This window comes from Nocardia shimofusensis NBRC 100134 (assembly GCF_001613125.1).
In the GTDB taxonomy this organism is placed as follows: Bacteria; Actinomycetota; Actinomycetes; order Mycobacteriales; family Mycobacteriaceae; genus Nocardia; species Nocardia shimofusensis.
Window position 1 is genome coordinate 1 of record NZ_BDBT01000024.1, and the last position, 19157, is coordinate 19157.

18 protein-coding genes are annotated in these 19157 nt (G+C 67.9%); 4 read left to right on the forward strand and 14 right to left on the reverse strand.

Going from position 1 to position 19157, the window contains the following annotated elements; translation table 11 throughout:
* Nucleotides 1-95 precede the first annotated feature (95 nt).
* The 3 genes from NS3_RS20705 to NS3_RS20715 all read right to left on the reverse strand — a co-directional run bounded on the left by NS3_RS20705 (nucleotide 96) and on the right by NS3_RS20715 (nucleotide 3150).
* The gene (locus NS3_RS20705; protein WP_067862303.1) at nucleotides 96-401 is read right to left on the reverse strand and encodes a hypothetical protein; all 306 of its coding nucleotides are present in this window, start codon (nucleotides 399-401) and stop codon (nucleotides 96-98) included.
* 325 nt (nucleotides 402-726) lie between these two features.
* Nucleotides 727-1992: a cytochrome P450 family protein gene (locus NS3_RS20710; RefSeq protein WP_067862305.1), complete on the reverse strand. Its 1266-nt coding sequence runs from the start codon at nucleotides 1990-1992 to the stop codon at nucleotides 727-729.
* 18 nt (nucleotides 1993-2010) lie between these two features.
* On the reverse strand, nucleotides 2011-3150 hold the full coding sequence (locus NS3_RS20715; RefSeq protein WP_307610495.1) for a cytochrome P450 family protein: 1140 nt from the start codon (nucleotides 3148-3150) through the stop codon (nucleotides 2011-2013).
* Between the two features lie 154 nt (nucleotides 3151-3304).
* Between NS3_RS20715 and NS3_RS29220 the strand changes: the two genes are divergently transcribed.
* Together NS3_RS29220 and NS3_RS20725 are read left to right on the forward strand one after the other, a co-directional pair.
* The gene (locus tag NS3_RS29220; protein ID WP_157101448.1) at nucleotides 3305-3766 is read left to right on the forward strand and encodes a hypothetical protein; all 462 of its coding nucleotides are present in this window, start codon (nucleotides 3305-3307) and stop codon (nucleotides 3764-3766) included.
* A gap of 503 nt (nucleotides 3767-4269) precedes the next feature.
* Nucleotides 4270-5481 carry a helix-turn-helix transcriptional regulator gene (locus NS3_RS20725; RefSeq protein ID WP_157101449.1) on the forward strand — a complete coding sequence of 404 codons (1212 nt, stop codon included), beginning with the start codon at nucleotides 4270-4272 and terminating at the stop codon, nucleotides 5479-5481.
* Here NS3_RS20725 and cutA read toward each other — a convergent pair.
* The 8 genes from cutA to NS3_RS20765 all read right to left on the reverse strand — a co-directional run bounded on the left by cutA (nucleotide 5462) and on the right by NS3_RS20765 (nucleotide 12710).
* Complete coding sequence (gene cutA, locus NS3_RS20730) at nucleotides 5462-5788, reverse strand: divalent-cation tolerance protein CutA (protein ID WP_067862311.1); 327 nt, start codon at nucleotides 5786-5788, stop codon at nucleotides 5462-5464. The genes NS3_RS20725 and cutA overlap by 20 nt on opposite strands.
* Nucleotides 5789-6213: 425 nt before the next feature.
* Nucleotides 6214-7170 (reverse strand): alpha/beta hydrolase, encoded by a 957-nt coding sequence (locus NS3_RS20735; protein ID WP_218018270.1) that lies wholly within the window; start codon nucleotides 7168-7170, stop codon nucleotides 6214-6216.
* A 124-nt stretch (nucleotides 7171-7294) separates the two neighbouring features.
* Nucleotides 7295-7768: a hypothetical protein gene (locus NS3_RS20740; RefSeq protein ID WP_067862313.1), complete on the reverse strand. Its 474-nt coding sequence runs from the start codon at nucleotides 7766-7768 to the stop codon at nucleotides 7295-7297.
* A gap of 27 nt (nucleotides 7769-7795) precedes the next feature.
* Nucleotides 7796-8047, reverse strand: a complete 252-nt coding sequence (locus NS3_RS29225; protein WP_067862315.1) for a hypothetical protein — start codon at nucleotides 8045-8047, stop codon at nucleotides 7796-7798.
* Between the two features lie 160 nt (nucleotides 8048-8207).
* Nucleotides 8208-8957 carry an SRPBCC family protein gene (locus NS3_RS20750; protein ID WP_067862317.1) on the reverse strand — a complete coding sequence of 250 codons (750 nt, stop codon included), beginning with the start codon at nucleotides 8955-8957 and terminating at the stop codon, nucleotides 8208-8210.
* 12 nt (nucleotides 8958-8969) lie between these two features.
* Nucleotides 8970-9494: a (2Fe-2S)-binding protein gene (locus NS3_RS20755; protein WP_067862319.1), complete on the reverse strand. Its 525-nt coding sequence runs from the start codon at nucleotides 9492-9494 to the stop codon at nucleotides 8970-8972.
* The gene (locus NS3_RS20760) at nucleotides 9487-10362 is read right to left on the reverse strand and encodes an FAD binding domain-containing protein (protein WP_067862321.1); all 876 of its coding nucleotides are present in this window, start codon (nucleotides 10360-10362) and stop codon (nucleotides 9487-9489) included. The genes NS3_RS20755 and NS3_RS20760 overlap by 8 nt, the downstream gene beginning before the upstream one ends.
* On the reverse strand, nucleotides 10359-12710 hold the full coding sequence (locus NS3_RS20765) for a xanthine dehydrogenase family protein molybdopterin-binding subunit (protein WP_067862323.1): 2352 nt from the start codon (nucleotides 12708-12710) through the stop codon (nucleotides 10359-10361). The genes NS3_RS20760 and NS3_RS20765 overlap by 4 nt, the downstream gene beginning before the upstream one ends.
* Before the next feature lie 269 nt (nucleotides 12711-12979).
* Between NS3_RS20765 and NS3_RS20770 the strand changes: the two genes are divergently transcribed.
* On the forward strand, nucleotides 12980-14113 hold the full coding sequence (locus tag NS3_RS20770) for an XdhC family protein (RefSeq protein ID WP_067862464.1): 1134 nt from the start codon (nucleotides 12980-12982) through the stop codon (nucleotides 14111-14113).
* 32 nt (nucleotides 14114-14145) lie between these two features.
* Here the strand turns inward: NS3_RS20770 and NS3_RS20775 are convergent, their stop codons facing one another.
* From NS3_RS20775 to NS3_RS20785, 3 genes are all read right to left on the reverse strand, one after another.
* Nucleotides 14146-14679, reverse strand: coding sequence for a DUF4334 domain-containing protein (locus tag NS3_RS20775; RefSeq protein ID WP_067862465.1), 534 nt, complete (start codon nucleotides 14677-14679; stop codon nucleotides 14146-14148).
* Between the two features lie 107 nt (nucleotides 14680-14786).
* Nucleotides 14787-16532, reverse strand: a complete 1746-nt coding sequence (locus NS3_RS20780) for an FAD-dependent oxidoreductase (protein ID WP_067862467.1) — start codon at nucleotides 16530-16532, stop codon at nucleotides 14787-14789.
* Nucleotides 16533-16551: 19 nt separating this feature from the next.
* Entirely contained in the window at nucleotides 16552-18015 is a 1464-nt protein-coding gene (locus tag NS3_RS20785; RefSeq protein WP_067862325.1) for a flavin-containing monooxygenase, read from the reverse strand.
* A 74-nt stretch (nucleotides 18016-18089) separates the two neighbouring features.
* Here NS3_RS20785 and NS3_RS20790 point away from each other — a divergent pair, with 74 nt between their 5' ends.
* Complete coding sequence (locus tag NS3_RS20790) at nucleotides 18090-19154, forward strand: AraC family transcriptional regulator (protein WP_067862327.1); 1065 nt, start codon at nucleotides 18090-18092, stop codon at nucleotides 19152-19154.
* Nucleotides 19155-19157 lie beyond the last annotated feature (3 nt).

A 19157-nucleotide genomic window follows, 5' to 3' on the forward strand; every position in this document is an offset into this window, starting at 1 on the left:
ACCACTGGGACGTGCTGTAGCGGTCCTTGCGCCGACGGCGATACCGTCGATCAGCGTGTGTCACGCGAATATCTCCTGAGGTGATGCGGTCGCGGTCATCGATAGGGTGTCCAGCCGGCCGCGCGTGGGATGACGGTCCCCGGCACGACCAGCGCGCAGGCCAGTGTCAGGGCTTTGGTCGCGGTGCCGAAGTGGGCCAGGCTAGGAGCGAGGATCGCCGATGCGCGGGTCGTGTGGGCGGTGTGGGCGATGAGCGTGGTCGGCATGAAGGTCTGGTCGTCGATGGTGACGACCTCGGTGATCTGGCAGCCGTGCGAGGCCGCCAGCTCCAGGAGGATCGCCTGATCGGCGGTGTGGGACTGGTTGATGCCGAGGTTCACCAGTCCGAGGGCGTTGTCCATGAGTCGCTTTCGATGTGTCTGCGGTCGCGGAAGTACTGGAAGTCGTTGCCGCTGACGATGATTGCGGCGACACGGGTCGAGCAGTGCCAGGGGCAGTCACCGTGGAGGCGGAGTGCGTCGGCTGCGTCGGGGGGTGAGCGCACGGGCCAGTGCGGGTTGTCGTGGCGGAGGTGATCGTTGGTGGTCTCCGGTGTGCGGATGCGGCGGGCACGGTCTATCGGGATGACGGCACCGACCGGTTCGGGCGTCTTCGGTGGCGGAGTGTCGGTGGCCGTGGCGTCCCTGCGCGCCGACGTCGATGCCTCTCGGCCGGTGGGTCGTGCTGTCACAGGCTGGACTCCGCGGGGCCGGTATCGGTGTGGACAGGTTCGGTCAGTCGGGCGGGCAGGTGTCGGTGGCCGTGAGAGATGAAGCTGTCCAACGTCTCCACCCCGTCAGGGGGAGCGGCCATCGTCATGTCGGGGAACCGATCGAACAGTGCGGGCAGCGCGATCGCTGCTTCCAGCCGGGCCAGTGGTGCGCCGAGGCAGAAGTGCGGGCCGTAGCCGAAGGACAGGTGTTCTCTGGTCGGGCGGGTCGGGTCGAACTCGTCGGGGTCGGGTGCGTGGAGGTGTGGGTCGCGGTTGGCGGCGGCGAAGCAGGCGAGGATGGCGTCACCTGCTTTGATCCGCTGGTCGGCGATGTCGATGTCGGTGACCGCGTAGCGCAGGGGCAGGTTGGCGACCGGTGGTGCGTAGCGCAGTGTTTCCTCGACAAGTGCCGACCAGGTGTACGCGCCGGCGCGGAGTTGGGCCAGCCGTCCGGGGCGCGTCAGTAGCTGGTAGATGGCCTGGTCGATGAGGTTGACGGTGGTTTCGTATCCGGCGGTGATCACCAGGAGCAGTGTGTGGAGGAGTTCTTCTTCGGTGAGCCGGTCGGTGTCGTCGTCGCGGTGGCTGATGAGCAGGCTGGTCATATCGCCGCCCGGGTCGGCTCGCCGACGGGCGACGAGCGTGGCCAGGATGTCCACCATCTCGGTGAAGGTGTCTTGCGGGTGGCGGCGGGGGACGGTGGAGAAGATCTCGTCCACGCAGACCCGCAGCCGCGATTGCAGATCGGCAGGGACGCCCATCAGCGCGGTGATCACCCGCAGTGGCACCTGAGCGGCGTACTCCTCGCGCAGATCGACCACCGCGTCGGCTGGTTGCGCGGCGAGCCCGTCGAGCAGGTCGGTGGTGATTTGCCCGATCTGCGGGCGCAGCACCGCGATACGGCGAGAGGTGAAGGCGGGGCCGATGAGTTTGCGCAGGCGCTGGTGGTCTTTGCCATAGGCGGTGAACATGTTTCGCACCGACACCCATGAGATCAACGGCCAGTCCGGCGGAACTTTCCCGGCGATGAAGGTGGGCCAGTGCCGGTGGGCGTCCTTGGACACCCGCCAGTCGACGAACAGCTCTCTGAGCACGTTGGGGTCGGTGACGGCCCACGCGCGTATCCCGCCGGGCAGCACCACCGGGACCAGCGGTCCCCGGTCACGAAGCTGGGTGGCTTCACCGGGGATGTCCGCGCCGGTGACATCGAGCACGAGGGGAGCGGCTGGCAGGTCGATCATCTAGGTACTCCTCATATTTCAGTGACCACGCAGTGCGGGCACGGTCAGCGGCGGTACGGGTTCGAAGACGATGGGCAGTGCTTCCAAGGCCCGGTGGAACGGTCCCGGTCGCCACCGCAACTGCTCGGGCGTGACGGCCAGCCGGATCTCGGGGAGGGCGTCGAGGAACTGGTCGATGGCGTCTCGGGCGATCAGGTGGGTCAGTCTCGGGGCCGGGCACATGTGTGGTCCGGCGCCGAGTGCCAGGTGGGAGGCGTTGTGGCGGATGTCGCCGCCGACGATGTCGGGGTCGTTGTTGCAGGCGGCCAGGCTGATCACGATCGGTTGATGCGCCGGCACCCACACCGCGTCGTCGATGAGTTGCGGTTGGCGGGGATAGCTCATGCAGAAGTTGGCGATCGGCGGGTCGTAGAACAACACGTGCTCGAGCGCGTCGCGGGTCGAGACCGCGCCATCGGCGACCTCGCCCCCGAAATCGGGACGGGTCATCATCAGCAACAGCGTGTTGACGATCAGGTTGGTCAACGGCTCGCTCGCCGCGGCGTGGATGGTGACCAGCTGGTGCACGAGTTCTTCGTCGTCGAGACCGGCGGGATGGGCCAGCAGCCAGGAAGTGATGTCCTCGCCCGGCCGACCGCGTTTGCGGCGGACCAGTTCGGCCAACGCCTCCACCAGCAACGCATTGCCTTCGGCGGCGTCGATCGTGTCGAACATCATCGCCATCCCCACCGCGGCCCGCTCACCGATGTCGGGATGACACCCCAGCAGCGCGCTGATCACGTCGAACACCAGCGGCCCGGCGAAATCGGCGAGCACGTCGGCCCGGCCGAGGCCGCAGAGCCCATTGATGCGTGCTAAGGCGATCTCTTCGACCACGGCATGGGTGCCGTGCAGATCCACCCGTTCGAGCGCGGCCACCGTGGCCTGCCGGTATCGCGCATGCTCGATACCGGTGCTGCGCAACGCGTTCGGCCGCCACTGCATCATCGGCAGTACCGGGCAGTGCCTCGGGATATCCCGCTGCCAGACACGCGGGTCGGCGGCGAAGTGTTCGGGGTCGTGCAGGATTTCGAGCGCGGTCCGGTACCCGATCACCAGGGTCGCTGGGACGTCGGGAGCGAGCCATATCGGCACCAGCGACCCGAACTGCTCACGCATCTGCGCGTACACGCGATGGGGGTCGGCGGCGAATTGCTCGGTGTGTATCGGGACGCGGAACTCGTTGCTGGTATCCAGCGGTGAGCCCCGCCCGGCAGAGCAACGTATGGAAATACCGGGGTTGGATACTTCGGATTGTGCTGTAAACAAGGAGATGCTCCGAATCGAACAGAATGGACGTTGCGCGCCGTGCGCTGTGAATCTCGCCGCGATCGTGGCGAGTGAGTTCGGCGTAGAAAGTGTTCGGCCTTCAGCAGCCATCAAGGCAGCAGGGCGGAGAAGCCGGCCCGAAGGGGTGGAAGCCGCGCCAACCGACGGGAAGCTCGATTCGCAACGCCCGGATCTCGTCTATCAGATCGCTGTAGCCCTGCTGCACCTGCGACATCCGCAAGGCGGCCTGGTGACGATGTTCGGCGCTGTTGCAGTGACGCAGAGTTTGCTGGACTTGTGCGTAGGTGTCGGCGACATGGCTGACTACTTCCCCGAGGGAATGGGTGTGACGGCGTGCGTCGGCCGGACGGGGCAGGTGGAGCATCGACCACTCATCGATCAGATCGATGAGCCCGTTGATCCTGGCGCGTGTGTCAGCCGTATCGAAGCTGTCTGGGCGTTGTGACACTGACGCTGACGCGGTGACGAGCATGGCATGTAGCTCGGCGAGCTCACGCGCGAATTCGATCAGGGGTGAGCCGCCTGTGCAGTGTCCGGCGATTCCGGTCAGCAGTTGCCGGGCGTCCAGCAGCCCCTCCCCGCAGCGGACCTCGCTGTCGTGTCCGCTGTACGTTGTGGTCGGAGCCCCACTGGTGACCGGGGGCGTCTCGGTTACCGCTGGACTTCCTGCATGATCCCCAACCTCGGAATCCTCGTCGGCTACGTTGCAGCAGACGACAATCCGCTCGCTGTCAACGAAATGTCGGGCACTGACGCATGCTACGGCCGACGATGTCACGTCCTCTCCAGACATTGTGCTCCCCTTGGCAGTTAACCTGTGGATGAAATGCCCTGCGCCTCGTCCCTGAGGGTGTCCGGTCCGACGCTGCACTCTCCATCGAGCATCGCGCTTGTGCGGTGGAATGAGGAGCGCAAAACTGTAGGCAAACAATGGAATCGGGGTGTTGCGTGAACGAACTGTTCCGGTCCCGCCGATTGGCCAAGGGGTGGACGCAGGCTGAGCTCGCGGTGCTCGTGTGCCGCGAGATCGAGTTCGCAACCGGGCGATCTGCGGGAATTGATGCACAAGCGATCAGTCGTATTGAATGTGGGGATACCTCCTGGCCGCGCCTAGCTACGCGACGTGCCCTGGTGGCATTGTTGGATGCTGGGTCCGAATCGGAGATCGGCCTTTACCCGAAACGCACACTGCGTGATGCCGAAAAGGACAACGCGACGAAACGTAGAGACTTCCTCGCTATCGGCGTGACCGCCGCGCTTGTCACGCCGCCGCCGTCACGCGTGGGTGACACCGAGGTCCTCAGAGCCCGAGAACGATTCGGTCGTCTGCAAGAGTTGGACAATTTCCTCGGTGGTGGGGACACCTATCGTCTCTACCTCGCCGAGCTGACGCAGACTGAGACGATGCTGCAGCGGTCGAGCTATAGCCCGGCCATCGGGCGCGCTTTGACTCTGTTGGCAGGGGAGCAGGCACAGCAGTCGGGGTGGGCGGCCTTCGATGCCGGTCACCGCCAGGAGGCACTCGGCCTCTACGAGTACAGCCGTCGAGCCGCCGACGAGGCAGGGAGCCCGGAGCTGGCTGCCAACGCCTTGATCCATATCGCCTACGCCATCGGCGATCGACGGTCGGTCCAGGCTGCCGACGCTGCGTGCACCGCTCTGGGGACAGACGCCTCCGCGACAGTGCGGGCACTGTTGGAGTCACGTCGGGCGTGGTCGAGAGCGGTCGTCGGAGACGGACCGGGCGCGGACCGCGCGCTCGAGGCCGCGCGAAGCGCACTCGAAGAGGACGATCCGCGGCCGGCGGCTTGGGCGGCCTGGATGACACCGCGAGAGCTGGACATCATGACCGGCCGGGTCCGTGCGCTACTGCATGATCCGCGGGCGGCGGCGCCACTCGAGCAGGCATTGGCGTCCTACCCGGATCACTGGGCACGAGACAAGGCGCTGTATCTGGCAGCCCTGGCGGACTCGCAGTTGACCATCGGGGACACCGACGCGGCTACCGCGACCGCAGAGCGGGCGTTGACGCTGGCGGCGACGGTGGCGTCGGTGCGACCGTTGGCGCGGTTGGCTCAGGTTGCCCACCGGATGCCCGACGCGGGAGCCCTACAAGCCCGGGTTGCCGCAGCGCGTCCGTCTACGTCGTTGTGGCTGTAGAGGTCTCGATCCATTGTCGGTAGTTGTCCGGGCACCAGTCGACCTGGTGTCCGGTCAGCTCGGGGTTGTCCCAGGGATGGAGCTCGGTGATGCGGGCGGCGAGCCGGTCCCGTAGTGCACCGGTGGTGCGAACCTCGATCCGCCACTCCTGTCCATTGCCGCTCTCACCGAGGTGCCACCAGCTCGACCGCACCGGCCCGGACACCCAGGCCGCTCCGGCGAGGCGCTCCACGACAAGGGTGTCGGCGATTCGGTTGGCGTCATCTTCGGTAGGTGCGGTGGTGACCAGTGACCAGACATCCGTCATGACCGCCAGAGTACGGATAACCACAGCGGCCCCACCGACGAACAGGAGGACACCGCCCCTGCAGCCGCCTGTCCACACCGGGTCACGCGGCGATCACTCTGGTACACCCTCGATCAAGGCACGCTGCTCGTACGCTCGGCCTGCTGCTATACGGAAGCGGGCAAGCGGCACCAGGCTGTGCAGCTGTTCGGTGATGTGCTGGCGGGCGGCACCCTCTCCAAGCGCGACAGCGGCCTGTTCGGTGCTCGGCAGGCCAAGGCGTGGCGCTTGGCGGTGAACCCGATGAGCCGGCGACCGTTGCCGCCACCGCGGTCACTGTCGCCAGGGATACCACATCCGAGCGCACCATGAACGTTGTGGTCGAAGTTGTTCGGGCATCCGACCCTTGGCGCAACCGGCCGAGCGTCCGCATGCTCAACGACGTCCTAATGCTGTAGCCACTGCGCCACGATGCCGATGACTTCGGCCTGGTACTTCTGGCTCTTGGGGTTGAGATACTGCGGATCATCATGGACGGCGAAGCCGTGCTGTGAACCGTCGATCTCCACCAGTTCGACAGGTGCAGTGAACTGAGCGACCGCGGCGCGGGAGCCGTCTATCGGCACCAGCGTGTCGGCGTTGCCGTGGACGATGAGGGTCGGTGTCTTGATTTCGCCGAGCACCTCGTTCGGCTTCAGCCAGAACACTTCGTTCAGGAGTGGGCGACCGTGCTCGAGCGTCGGTGTGAACTGAATGGCACCCGTCTCGTTCAGCTCGCGGGCAGCCTCGTCGTTGATGATGTCGTCGGTCCAGTACGGCCGGGTGTCGATGGTCCGCTTCTTGTAGTCGAACTGCGGATTGAGCAGGACCAGCCGCGCCAGTTCGTCCGGGCGCTTGGCGGCGTAGTAGCCGCAGATACCACCGCCGAAGCTGGCACCCAAGAGGCTCAGCTCGTCAGCGCCTGTGGCCTTTCGGAGGTGCGCCAGACTGACGCGAATGTCGTTCAGGATGGTGGAGAGCGTCAGCTCCTCTTGTCGGCCCTCGCTCTCGCCATGACCGCGAAGATCGACGCGAAGCGAGGCGATGCCGACATCGGCCAGGCCTGCGGCCAGGCGGGTGAAGAAGCCGCCCTCCTCGCGGGTGACGCCCCCGCCGTGAACCAGCAGGACGGCACGCGCCACTGGCTGCTCGGGAGTGACGAGGGTAGCTGCCAGGTGGAGGCCGTCGAGTGTGCGAATTCGAGTGGTGGCGCTGGCTGATGGCACCGAATCAGTGAAGCAGAGGTGCGCATCCGCGACCAGGCGGCGCTCACGACGTAGGACAAGAGCGCAGATCCGCACCACGGTAATGCTCTGCTCGTGCTGCCAGCCGTTCGCAGGCGTCTCACCCCGCAACTGCGCCATGCCTCGATGGAAGTGGCGTCCCGCTCCCGGGATCGTTGGGAGCGCTCGGCGCGGCGACGCCTCTCTTCGTCTTCCGACGTCATCGGCCGGCCCCCGCCGTCTCATCTGAACCCTGCTACGGCGGTCAGGCTTTCGAGTCGTGGTACTCCTCGACACGGTCGGTGATGTCGTCGGCGAAACCGTCGCCATGCTCGATCATCGACAGCAGCATGTCGACGGGATTGTCCACCGCCGAGGTGTAGCCGTAGCAGACCGAGGGTCCGATCCCCTCGTAGACCGGGGTCCCGTTGGCGGGCACGTTGAACCGCAATCCGTCGGCGTTGCGCACCAGGTACTCGGTCAGGTAGCAGACGAATCTATCAGCGACCTCGGAGCTGTCGATCAACGATGTGCGGGTGGGAAACACAGCGAACGCGCCGTACTCCACCCATTCGAGCATGGCCGGAGAGTAGCGAGCCGCGACCGGGCACGGTGGCACGTTCTCACCGGCGGTGAAGTCCTCGGCAACGGGTAGCGACCGCAAGGTGTCGTCGAAAAGGGAGTCGATCTGGATGTTGGCAACGGCGAAGATCCGACCACGCCACCCACGCTGGAGCATCCTGGGCTGCCTCGTCCCACACCGATGTTAGATCCGACATGCGCCCATCCCCTGATCACGTTGTGGCCCCTTGCCGGTGCAGATCATATCGGCGTGGTCGGTCATGAACGGGCTGAACCACTTCATGGTTCCGGGGTAGCGGGCCCAGAAGGGGGCGGCGTCGCTGAGCAGGCCGCGGGGGCGTAGGTCAGGCAGCGCGAGGGCGGCGTCGTGCAGCGATGCTGCGGCGATCCCGGTGTGGTGGAGGGACTCAGCGAAGGCGCGAGCACCGCAGGTCATGCGGCGCCGACCGTGCTCACGGCTACCGTGTGGACCAACTCGCCCGATGCATCACCCGCGCTGCTCAACGAGCGACTGGCCATAAGCGGCGATCGATCAGCGGACGGACGTGTCGAGCAGCCCGGCCCAGAAAGGGGCCGTACAGACGGTTGAACAGCGCTCAGCGCACCCGTCGGCCGGAGTGGCGTCGCAAGAACAGTGTGAGCAGGACAGCCGCGCCGAGTCCGGCCAGGGCGACGAGGGTCAGCCGTCGGTTCGGCGACAAGCCCGCGGCGGCCATGATGTCGATCGGTTCGGCACCCTGCCGAGGACTGATCGGCCGGACGACCGAGTCTTGCGCGTTGTCGGTTCGCGCTGCGGTGAAGGTCGCCGTCACGCCCGCGCTCGATGCGGTGCCGTTCTGCGTCGCGGTGTCAGCGAGCGCGGAGTTCTCGCCCGCGTCCTGCGCCGCGCCGGCGGCGCTCGGGGCGGCGGTGAGCTCGGCGGCGAGGTTGTCGGCGAAGGTGCCGATCAAGGTGCCCGCCACTTCGGCCAGCGCGCCGCGGCCGAACTGGGCCGGTTTGCCGGTGATCGCCAGATCGGTGTCGACGAAAACATCGGTGACGCCGCCGGATTCGACGAGGCGGCAGGTGATGACGGCTTTGGCGGTGCCGTTGCCGCGGTTCTCGCGGCCGCTGCCCTCGAGCACCGCGATGCCCGCGGCCTCGTCCTGGGAGACGACCTTGATGATGCCCTTGTAGGACAGGCCGACGGGGCCGAGTTTGACCTTGATCCGGCCGTGGTAGTCGTCGCCCTCGCGGGAGGTGATGGTGGCCCCTGGTACGCACGGGGCCAGGCGCTCCAGGTCGAGCAGGACCGGCCACGCCTGATCGGCGGGGACGGGGATGGTGAAGGTGTTCTCGAGTTTCACGGTTCTCCTGGGTCAGATCTGCTGCGCCGAGGTCGATTCGGCGTCGGGCTCGGTGGCGTGTTCGTCGGCGGCGGCGCGGACGGCGCGCAGGATGCCCTGGTAGCCGGTGCAGCGGCAGAGGTTTCCGGACACGGCCTCGCGGATCTGCTCGTCGCTGGGGTCGGGGTTGTCGTTCAGGAAGGCGGTCGCCGAGACGACGAAACCGGGTGTGCAGAAGCCGCATTGGAGGCCGTGATGGTCACGGAAGGCGCGCTGGACGCAGGAGAGTTCGCCGTCGGGACCGGCCAGGCCCTCGACAGTGGTGAGTTCGGCCCCGTCGGCCTGGACGGCGAAGACCAGGCAGGCGCGCACCGCCGCGCCGTCGAGCATGACGGTGCACGCGCCGCACACGCCGTGTTCGCAGCCCAGGTGGGTGCCGGTGAGACCGAGGCGTTCGCGCAGATAGTCGGCCAGGGTAAGCCGGGGCGGAATGCGGTCGCGGCGGCGCACGCCGTTGACGACCACTCGGATCTCGACGTCGGGGGGTGCTTCAGTCATTGCTCGCCTCCTCGAGAGCGCGCCGCCAGGCGCGGGTGACCATGACCGCGCCGACCCGGCGGCGGTATGCGGCGGAGCCGTGGACATCGGCGGGAACGGCGTCCAGGTCGGCCGTGGCGGCGCGGCCGATCTCCTCGGCGTCCACCTCCGCCGCCGGACGGCCGAGCAGTTCGGCTTCGGCCGCTCGTGCGCGCAGTGGGGTCGGGGCCAGGCCGAACAGGCCGATACCGACGCGTTCGATGCGGGAGTCGGCGTCGAGGCCGATCGCCACCGTGGCGCCGGCCATGGCGAAATCGCCCGCGCGGCGGGTGAATTCCTCGATGGCGAAACCCCGGCGGCCCGGCCAAGCCGGGAAATCGATGCCGACCAGCATTTCGTCGGGTTCCATCGCGGTGCTCCACAGACCGGTGAAGTAGTCGGCCGCGTCGATCGTCCGTTCGCCGTGCGGTGACAGCGTGCGCATCCGGGCGTCGAGAGTCAGTGCGACAGACGGGTATTCGGCGGCCGCGTCGGCATGGGCGATCGCACCGCCGATGGTGCCGCGATTGCGGATCTGGAAGTGGCCGATCAGCGGGGTGGCGCGGTGCAGCAGCGGCACGTGACGTCGGACGTTTTCGTCGCGGCCGACCGTCGCGTGGGTGGTGCCCGCGCCGACGCGCACGGTGTCACCGTCGAGGTCGATGCCGCGCAGTTCGGTGACCTTGCGCAGGTCGATCAGGTGCTCGAAGGCGGCCAGCCGCAGGGCCATCATCGGCACCAGGCTCTGACCACCGGCGATGATCTTGGCCTCGTCGCCGAGTTCGGCCAGCAGGTCCACGGTTTCGGTCGCGGTCTCGGGCGCGTGATAGGTGAAAGCGGCGGGTTTCATGCGGTGACCTCCCCGGTGTGGGTGATCGGGACGGCGGCGATCATCTCGACGATGCGAGCAGGCGAGAGCGGCAGGCGATCGATCTCGACGCCGAAGGGGGCCAGCGCGTCGGCGACGGCGTTGAGCACTGCCGGGGTGGAGCCGATCGCGCCGCCCTCGCCGACGCCCTTGAAGCCGCCCGGTCCGCTGCTGCGGGTTTCGATGTGGCCGATCTCGATGTGCGGGACCTCGGCCGCGGTGGGCATGAGGTAGTCGAGGAAAGTCGTGGCCACCGGATTGCCGTCGTCGTCGTAGGCGAGGTGCTCGTAGAGCGCGCCGCCGATGCCCTGCACGGTGCCGCCGTAGATCTGGCCCTCCACCACGTTCGGGTTGATCATCGGGCCCACGTCCTCGCTGACGATATAGCGCCGCAGGGTCACCGCGCCGGTGGCGATGTCGACCTCGCAGGTGCACACGTGGGTGGCGTTGGCCCAGATCATCATCTGGTCGGCGCGATGGCGGCCGGTCGCCTCCAGGCCGGGAGACATGCCCGGCGGCAGTGCCTCGGTCTGGAAGTAGGCGATACGGGCGATCTCGGCCAGGGTGAGCGACTTGCCGGTCTCGCGCACACTCGCGCGGCCACCGGCGAAGTCGATCTCTTCGGCGGCGACCCCGAGATGGTGGGCGGCGATGGCGATGATCCGTTCGCGCAGGATCTCCGCCGTCGCCGCGATCGCGCCCGCGGCCATCGATCCGGATCGGCTGCCGTTGGTGCCGCCGCCCATCGGGGCTACGGCGGTGTCGCCCTGCAGGGTCTGCACGTCGGCGATGTCGATGCCGAGGGCGTCGGCGGTCAGCTGGATCGCCGTGGTCTCCAGGCTGTTGCCCGCCGAACCACCGGACAGATGCACGTTCACCTTGCCGGTCGGCGCGATGCGGATGGTCGCGCCCTCGGTGCTCAGGAACGGGGTCGCGCCGGTGGTCGGCTCGATGTAGGTGCAGGTGCCGACGCCGAGGTAGCGGCCCTCGGCGCGAGCGGCGGCCTGCTCGGCGCGGAAGGCGTCGTAGTCGAGCATGCTCAGGGCTTGCTCGAAGCACTCCAGAGGGGTGGCGTCGGAGTAGGGCATGCCGTTGGGGTTGAAGGTCGGCATCTCGTCGTGGCGCAGCATGTTGCGCCTCCTCAGCTCGGCCGGGTCGATGCCGATCTGCCGGGCGGCCGCGTCGAGCAGCAGTTCCCGGGAGAGGGATTCGAACTGCCACGGGCCGCGATAGGCGACCCGGCCGACGGTGTTGGAGTAGTACGAGGCGGTGCTGAAGCCCGCTTGCGGAACCCGATACGGGCCGGGGAAGAGCATGCCGACGGCGATCGAGGCGGTCAGCGGCGAGGGGATCGGATACGCGCCGACGTTCTGCACGTGGTCGATGGTGGCGGCCAGGATGGTGCCCTCGGCGTCGAAGGCCATCGCCACCTCGCCGTGCTCGTGCCGGGCCATGCCCGCCGACATGAGGTTCTCCTGGCGGTCCTCGATCCATTTGATCGCGGTGCCGAGCTTGCGGGCGGCCAGCGCCACGCAGCTGTCCTCCCGTTGCGGGGCGACCTTCTGACCGAAGCCGCCGCCGGTGTCGCGCACGATCGCGCGCACCCGGTGCTCGTCGACGCCCAGCAGCCGGGCGAAGAAGCCGCGCACCTCGTGCGGCGACTGGGTGGAGGTCCAGACCGTCAGTTCGCCGACGCCGGAGGACCATTCGGCGATGATGCCGCGGGTCTCCAGCGGGACGGGGGAGTAGGCCTGCTGGTGGATGGTCCGGCGCACGGTGTGGGCGGCCTCGTCGAAGACCGGCGCGAGATCGGCGGGCGGACGGCCGCCGAGACCACCGGCGGAATTGCCCGTGTGGGCGGCGTGCACGAGTTCCGGTGAGTCGGCGGCGGTGGCGTAGTCGACGACCGGGGGCAGCGGTTCGTAGTCGACGACGACCAGTTCGGCGGCGTCCTCGGCGATATAGCGGTCCTGGGCGATCACCATGACCACCGGGTCGCCGACGAAACGGACCTCGCCTTCGGCGAGCGGCGGACGCGACACCTCGGGGAAGCCGGGGGTGTCCAGCGCGTAGGAGATCTCGGCGACGCCGCCGTTGAGGTCGGCGGCGGTGTAGACGGCCAGGACGCCGTCGAGCTCGAGCGCGTCGCGCACGTCGACGCCGGTGATGGTGGCGCGCGGTAGCGGACTGCGGACGAAACAGGCGTGTGCCATGCCCGGCCTGGTCACATCGTCGACGTAGACGCCGGCGCCGGTGAGCAGGCGGGCGTCCTCGACACGGGGGACGCGGCTGCCGACCGCCCCGGTGACGGGCACGCCGGTGGCGGTCACCGTGGGCTCCGTCGGATCGCTGTGAGCGGATGGAGCGTGCTGTGCGACAGCCTGATTCGAGTCATCCGGCGGTTCCTCCGTTCCCGTGGAGCAGGCGGTGGCCGTGTCACGACCACCGCTTCCTGTCTAACATCGGCGTTCGCGCACCGTCAATGCAGCATATGCCTTGATCGAGAATCATATATAGAAATTGTGAGAGTGCTATTCTCGTGGTGCTATTCTCGCAGGAGAACCGGTATTCGCGCCGGTACCACGGTGAGGAGGCGATCATGCGTGCGCTGGCCGGGCAGTTGTCGCACTGGCATGCCGAGCGGGTCGAGTACGCGCTGGCCACCGTCGTCGCCGTACGCGGAAGTGCGCCGCGGGCGATCGGGGCGGTGATGGCCGTCGACGCGGCGGGCAACGTGCGCGGGAGCCTCTCCGGCGGGTGCGTAGAGGGGGAGGTGTTGCAGGTGTGCCAGGAAGTTCTGGTCACCGGGACGCCGGTGCGCCGTCGATTCGGTTACGAAGACGCCGACGCTTTCGCGGTGGGGTTGACCTGCGGGGGCGAGCTCGATGTCTTCGTCCAGCGCGTCACCGTCGCCGAGCATCGGGTCGTCGAGGCCGTGCTGGCCGAGGATGTTCCGGTCGCGCTGGTTCGTGATCTCGACACCGGCGCACTGTTGTCGGTCACCCGCACGGAGATGACGACCACGGTCGGCGCCGCGGACACCAGGACATGGCCTGCGGCGGTGGTGCAGCGGGCGCGCGCGATGCTGGAAGCCGGCGCGAGCGGCGTGTGCACGGTGGGCTGCGGAACCGAGGAACGGACCGTGCTGGTCGAGTCGTTCACCACCCGCCCCCGCATGATCGTCTTCGGCTCGACGGATTTCACCGTCGCCCTCTGCCGTGTCGGCGCGCTGCTCGGCTATCGGGTGACGGTGTGCGAAGCGCGGCCCGCCTTCGCCGATCCGGCCCGGCTCCCCGGGGCCGACGAGGTCGTCGTCGCCTGGCCGCATCGGTATCTGCGCGACACCCCGGTCGACGGACGCACGGTGATCTGCGTACTCACCCACGATCCGAAGTTCGACATCCCGGTCCTGGCCGAGGCGCTGCGTCTGCCGGTCGCCTATGTGGGGGCGATGGGCTCGCGCCGGGCGGACCGGGAGCGACGCGCGCACTTGCGCGATGCCGGGGTCGGGGAGCGGGAACTACGCAGACTGCACTCCCCGATCGGGCTGGAACTGGGTGGCCGGACACCGGAGGAGACCGCCGTGGCCATCGCCGCGGAGATCGTGGCCGTGCGCAACGGCGGATCGGCGCGACCGCTGTCGGCGACCGATCGGGCCATCCATCCCGACACCGCCGATCGACAGACGGCGGACATGCCTGCGGCCCGCCCCGGCATTCGTGAGAGTGCCTGAGCGGGCCGCATCGGCCGCGCCTGAACCGTGGCTCAGCGGTCCAGGCGAAGTGTGAAGAAGTACGGCTGCGGCGCGCCGCGCTGATCCATCACGCCGAGCAGCGTGTGCTCGTCGACGCGGCGGAAGACGTCGATGATCGGCAGGTGGTCGTAAACCATCGCCGCGCTCACCTTGCCCCGGAACTCGATCGCCCGCAGCCGGGCCCGCGGCTGGCTGGTGCGCAGGCCCAGCGCCAGCACGGGCAGCGCCTTCTTGCCTCGGGCGACCAGCTCGTTGGGGATCTTGCCCGCCAGGCTCAGCGGCACGCGCCGCGGATCGACGGAGAAGATGCCCCGACCCGGTGTCGAGAACAGCAGCGGGTGCACTGCTTCCGGGCCGTCGAACTGCTTGCCGTACCAGCCGGACGCGGTGAGCAGGCCGTCCATGGGATGGCCTGTGACGATCTCGCCGCCCCGCCACCGGCCGAGGGTGATGTCGTCGACGGCGACCGTCGGCAGGCGATCGAAGAAGGTGGTGACCTCTTCGTAGCTGCCGCCGTCACGTTCGAGCGCGGTGAGGATCTCCATCGCTTCGGCTTCGGTGAGAAGCCCCGCGCCGTCGCTGGTGGATTCGGTGGGCCTACTGGCACTGGATTCGGTGGGCATGAGCCTGGTCGCTCCTGGGGTCTGCCGGTTCATCCGCGGGGTTCGGCGGCCGGTTCCGGCGTGGTGGACGAGGTCGTGATCTCCACGATAGGCAGTCGCAGCGCGGCGGGCGCCTGTGGCGGCACGACGGGATTGCGCGGCGCGATCGGAGCCAGCCGACGGTACGGCTCACCCTGCTTCGGCCGCTGGTCCTGCTCACCCTTGTTCGGCCACAACGAGACCGCGCGCTCGGACTGCGCGGTGATCGTCAGCGACGGGTTCACACCCAGGTTCGCCGAGATGGTCGAGCCGTCGATGACGTGCAGGCCCTGGTAGCCGTACATCCGGTGGTACGGGTCCACCACGCCGGTCTCCGGCGAATCGCCGATGACGCAGCCGCCGATGAAGTGACCGGTCATCGGGATGTCGAAGATCGCGCTGCTCGGCGCGCCCGCGATACCGTCGATCTTCTCGGCCACCCGGTGCCCGACGTCGTGCGCCGCCGGAATCCAGGTCGGATTCGGTTCGCCCACACCCTGTTTGGTGGTCATCTTGCGACCGAACAGACCGCGCTTGGTGTAGGTGGTGATGGAGTTGTCCAGTGACTGCATCACCAGCAGGCCGATCATCTGCTCCGACCAGTGGCGCGGGTTGTGCAGGTGCAGCGCGTCGCGCAGGCCGATCTTGCGCATGGTGCTCGCCCAAACGCGGACATTGCCCCGCTTGCCGTCGGGATCGAACATGGCGGTGCCCATCAGGGCGATCAGGTTGCTGCCCTTGCCATAACGCACCGGCTCGATATGGGTGTCGTGGTCGGGGTGGATCGAGGAGGTGATCGCGACGCCCTTGGTGAAATCGTTGTCCTTGCGGCGGCTCCGAATCGACAGCAGCTCTTCGGAATTGGTGCGCGAGAGCTCACCGAGGCGCGGCGAGATGCCGGGCAGCGAGCCGCGATCGCGCAGCTTGTGCAGCAGCTTCTGGGTGCCAAGCGCCGCCGCGGAGAAGATCACCTGTTCGGCGGTGAAGGTGCGCTTGGCCTTGCGGACCCAGCGGCCGGTGCGCACGGTGGTGATCTCGTAGCCGCCGCCCGCCTTCGGGCGCACATCGGTCACCGTGGTGAGCGGGTGCACCTCGGCGCCCGCCTTCTCGGCCAGGTAGAGGTAGTTCTTTACCAGGGTGTTCTTGGCGTTGTGCCGGCAACCGGTCATGCATTCGCCGCAGTGGGTGCAGGTGGCGCGGTCGGGGCCGACGCCGCCGAAGAACGGGTCGGGCACCGGCTGGCCGGGCTTGGCGTCCTTGCCGCCGAAGATCACGCCGACCTGCGTGGGACCGTAGGTGTCGGAGATGCCCATGTCCTCGGCGACCGCGGCGAGCACCCGGTCCGACGGGGTGGTCGCCGGGTTGGTCGTCACGCCCAGCATCCGCTTGGCCTGGTCGTAGTGCGGGGCGAGTTCTTCTTTCCAGTCGGTGATGTGCGCCCACTGGCGGTCCTGGTAGAAGCGGTCCGGCGGCTCGTAGAGGGTGTTGGCGTACACCAGAGAACCGCCGCCGACGCCCGCGCCGGCCATGATGAAGGTGTCCTTGAGCAGGGTCAGGCGCTGGATGCCGAAGCAACCGAGGGCCGGGGCCCACAGGTACTTCTTGGTCTCCCAGTTGTTGGTGGCGAACTCGTCGTCGGCGAAGCGCCTGCCCGCCTCGAGCACGCCGACCCGGTAGCCCTTCTCGGTCAGGCGCAGCGCGCTCACGCTGCCGCCGAAGCCGGAGCCGACGATCACCACGTCGTAATCGAACGTCATCAGATTCACCATTCTCGTCTCAGGAGGAGACGGCCTTCAGCTCGAAGTCGGCAGGGTCGAACTTGCGAGTCTGCCAACGGTAACTGGTGACGGTGCCCGGCCAGTTGTTGGTGATGCGGCCCGCGGCGTTTCGGTACCAGCTCGAGCAGAACATCCACGGCGTGCGGGCCATGCGCGACTGCAGGTGCTCGTCGAAGCCGGCTTCCACCTCGGGGCGCACCTCGAGCACGCGGCCGGGGTTCTCGGCCAGCTTCTTCAGCGCCTGGCGGATGTAGCGGGCCTGCGATTCGATCATGTAGACGATCGAGCCGACACCGAGATTGGTGTTGGGGCCGTAGAGCATGAACAGGTTCGGGTAGCCGGGCACGGTCATGCCCTTGTAGGCGCGCGCGCCCTCGGTACCCCAGTCGTCGTGCAGCTTGCGGCCGCCGACGCCGGAGATCTGCATCGGCCACAGGAACTCGGTGCCCTTGAAGCCGGTGCCGTAGACGATCGCGTCGACCTCGTGCAGCACCCCGTCGGCGGTGCGCACGCCGTCGGGGGTGATCTCGGTGATCGCGGTGGTCTCCACGGTCACGTTGTCGGCGCCGAGCGCGGGCAGGTACTCGTTGGAGAACAGCGCGCGCTTGCAGCCTGCCGGGTAGTCCGGGGTCAGCTTGGCCCGCAGCTCCGGATCGGGAACCTGATTGGCCAGGTGGCGATGGCCGATCCAGGTCACCAGCTTCTGGATGGCGGGCACATCGACGATGCCGAGCGCCAGGAACTCACAGAACGCCCAGAACGCGAAGCGCTCGGTCAGCCGGGTGATCGGCAGTCGCTTGAACATGGTCTTGTGCCAGTCCGCGAAGTCCCGCTCCGCCTTGGGCATGATCCACGCCGCCGAGCGCTGGAACAGCGTCAGGTGCTCGGTGCTCGGCGCGATCGCGGGCACGAACTGCACCGCGCTGGCTCCGGTGCCGATCACCGCGACCCGCTTGCCGGTCAGATCGGCGCTGTGATCCCACTCGGCGGAGTGGAAGGCGGTGCCCTTGAAGGTCTCCACGCCGGGGATGTTGGGCAGCGCGGGCCGGGACAGCTGGCCGACCGCGGAGATCAGCACATCGCAGGTCAGTTCCGTGCCGTCGGCGATGCGTACGGTCCAGCGGCCGGTGGCGTCGTCGTACTCGGCCTCGGTGACCTCGCTGTTGAAGCGGATCTTCGGCAGCAGGCCGTGATCGCGGGCGACATCACGCATGTACTTCAGGATCTCGCCCTGCTGGGAGAAGCGCTGCGGCCAGTCGGTGCGCGGGGCGTAGGAGTAGGAGTACAGCGGCGAAGGAATGTCGCAGGCCGCGCCCGGGTAGGTGTTCTCCCGCCAGACGCCGCCGACGTCGTCGGAGCGTTCCAGAATGGTGAAGTCGAACATTCCGGCGTTCTGCAATTCCATCGCCATGCCGAGTCCACCGAACCCGGTGCCGATGATGACGATCGAAGGTGTGCTCATGGACACAACGTTAAAAGCTGGACAACGTTCGGCGGCAAACACCTGAGGTCAGGAAATCAATATTTTCGGCCATAATGGTGACCGTGCACACCATCGAGGAACCCGAGGTCCGGTCCTGGGATTTCCCGCGCGGCACCGCGGGCGTGGCCGTCATGGCCGAATACGCGGCCGATCGCGGGGTGAGCACGGCCGCGCTGCTGGCGGGCACCGGTCTCGACGAGGCCGCGCTGGCCGAGCCCGACCGCCAGATCCCCGCGCGCACGGAACTGGCCGTGGTACGCAATCTGCTCGCCGCCCTCGACGACGAGCCCGGCCTCGGCATGGGGGTGGGGCAGCGCTACCGGGTGAGCACCTTCGGCATCTTCGGCTACGCCTGCGTCACCAGCCCGAACCTGCGCGAAGCCATCTCGCTGGCGCTGCGTTACTACCGTCTCGGCTTCGCCTTCTGCAGGCCGGTCGTGGAATTCCGGCCCGGCGAGGTGGTCGCGAGGATCGACCACGAGCTGATCCCCGTCGACGTGCGCACCTTCCTGGTCGAACGCGATGTCGTCGCCATGCACCGGGTGATGAGCGATTTGCTCGGCGAACGCCTGAACCTCTCGCGCGCCGAGTTCGCCTATCCGGAGCCCCCGCACGCCGGGCGGATGGCGGAACTGTTCGGGGTGCGGCCCCGCTTCGACTGCGACCACACGCTGTTCGCGATCGATCCCGAGGTGCTCGATCGCCCGCTGCCGCAAGCCAATCAACCCACCTGGCAGGTATGCGTCGCGCAGTGCCACGAGATGATCCGCCGCCGCACCGCCCGCACCGGCATCGCCGCCGAAGTGCGCGATCGGCTGCTGCCGGGCAGCGGCGCGAACCCGGGCAGCCCGCCCACGCTGGAAGCGGTGGCGCATGAGCTCAATATGAGCGCCCGCACGCTTCGCCGCCGCCTCGACGAGTCGGGCACCAGCTATCGAGCGCTGCTCGACGAGGTACGCCGGGCACTGGCCGAGGAGATGCTGACCGCCGCACCGCTGTCGATGGACGACATCGCGATCCGGCTCGGCTATGCCGAGGCCACCCCGTTCATCCACGCGTTCAAACGCTGGACCGGCCACACCCCCGCCGCCTATCGGCGCGCCCACCAGATGCGCTGACCG

Coding starts and splice junctions, on each gene's coding strand:
- NS3_RS20790 (WP_067862327.1), top strand. CDS start 18,090: ATGGTGACCGTGCACACCATCGAGGAACCCGAGGTCCGGTCCTGGGAT.
- NS3_RS20710 (WP_067862305.1), bottom strand. CDS start 1,992: ATGATCGACCTGCCAGCCGCTCCCCTCGTGCTCGATGTCACCGGCGCG.
- NS3_RS20785 (WP_067862325.1), bottom strand. CDS start 18,015: ATGAGCACACCTTCGATCGTCATCATCGGCACCGGGTTCGGTGGACTC.
- NS3_RS20755 (WP_067862319.1), bottom strand. CDS start 9,494: ATGACTGAAGCACCCCCCGACGTCGAGATCCGAGTGGTCGTCAACGGC.
- NS3_RS29225 (WP_067862315.1), bottom strand. CDS start 8,047: ATGACCTGCGGTGCTCGCGCCTTCGCTGAGTCCCTCCACCACACCGGG.
- NS3_RS20705 (WP_067862303.1), bottom strand. CDS start 401: ATGGACAACGCCCTCGGACTGGTGAACCTCGGCATCAACCAGTCCCAC.
- NS3_RS20715 (WP_307610495.1), bottom strand. CDS start 3,150: ATGCGTGAGCAGTTCGGGTCGCTGGTGCCGATATGGCTCGCTCCCGAC.
- NS3_RS29220 (WP_157101448.1), top strand. CDS start 3,305: ATGCTCCGAATCGAACAGAATGGACGTTGCGCGCCGTGCGCTGTGAAT.
- cutA (WP_067862311.1), bottom strand. CDS start 5,788: ATGACGGATGTCTGGTCACTGGTCACCACCGCACCTACCGAAGATGAC.
- NS3_RS20740 (WP_067862313.1), bottom strand. CDS start 7,768: ATGCTCCAGCGTGGGTGGCGTGGTCGGATCTTCGCCGTTGCCAACATC.
- NS3_RS20775 (WP_067862465.1), bottom strand. CDS start 14,679: ATGGAGATCCTCACCGCGCTCGAACGTGACGGCGGCAGCTACGAAGAG.
- NS3_RS20770 (WP_067862464.1), top strand. CDS start 12,980: ATGCGTGCGCTGGCCGGGCAGTTGTCGCACTGGCATGCCGAGCGGGTC.
- NS3_RS20780 (WP_067862467.1), bottom strand. CDS start 16,532: ATGACGTTCGATTACGACGTGGTGATCGTCGGCTCCGGCTTCGGCGGC.
- NS3_RS20735 (WP_218018270.1), bottom strand. CDS start 7,170: ATGGCGCAGTTGCGGGGTGAGACGCCTGCGAACGGCTGGCAGCACGAG.
- NS3_RS20760 (WP_067862321.1), bottom strand. CDS start 10,362: ATGAAACCCGCCGCTTTCACCTATCACGCGCCCGAGACCGCGACCGAA.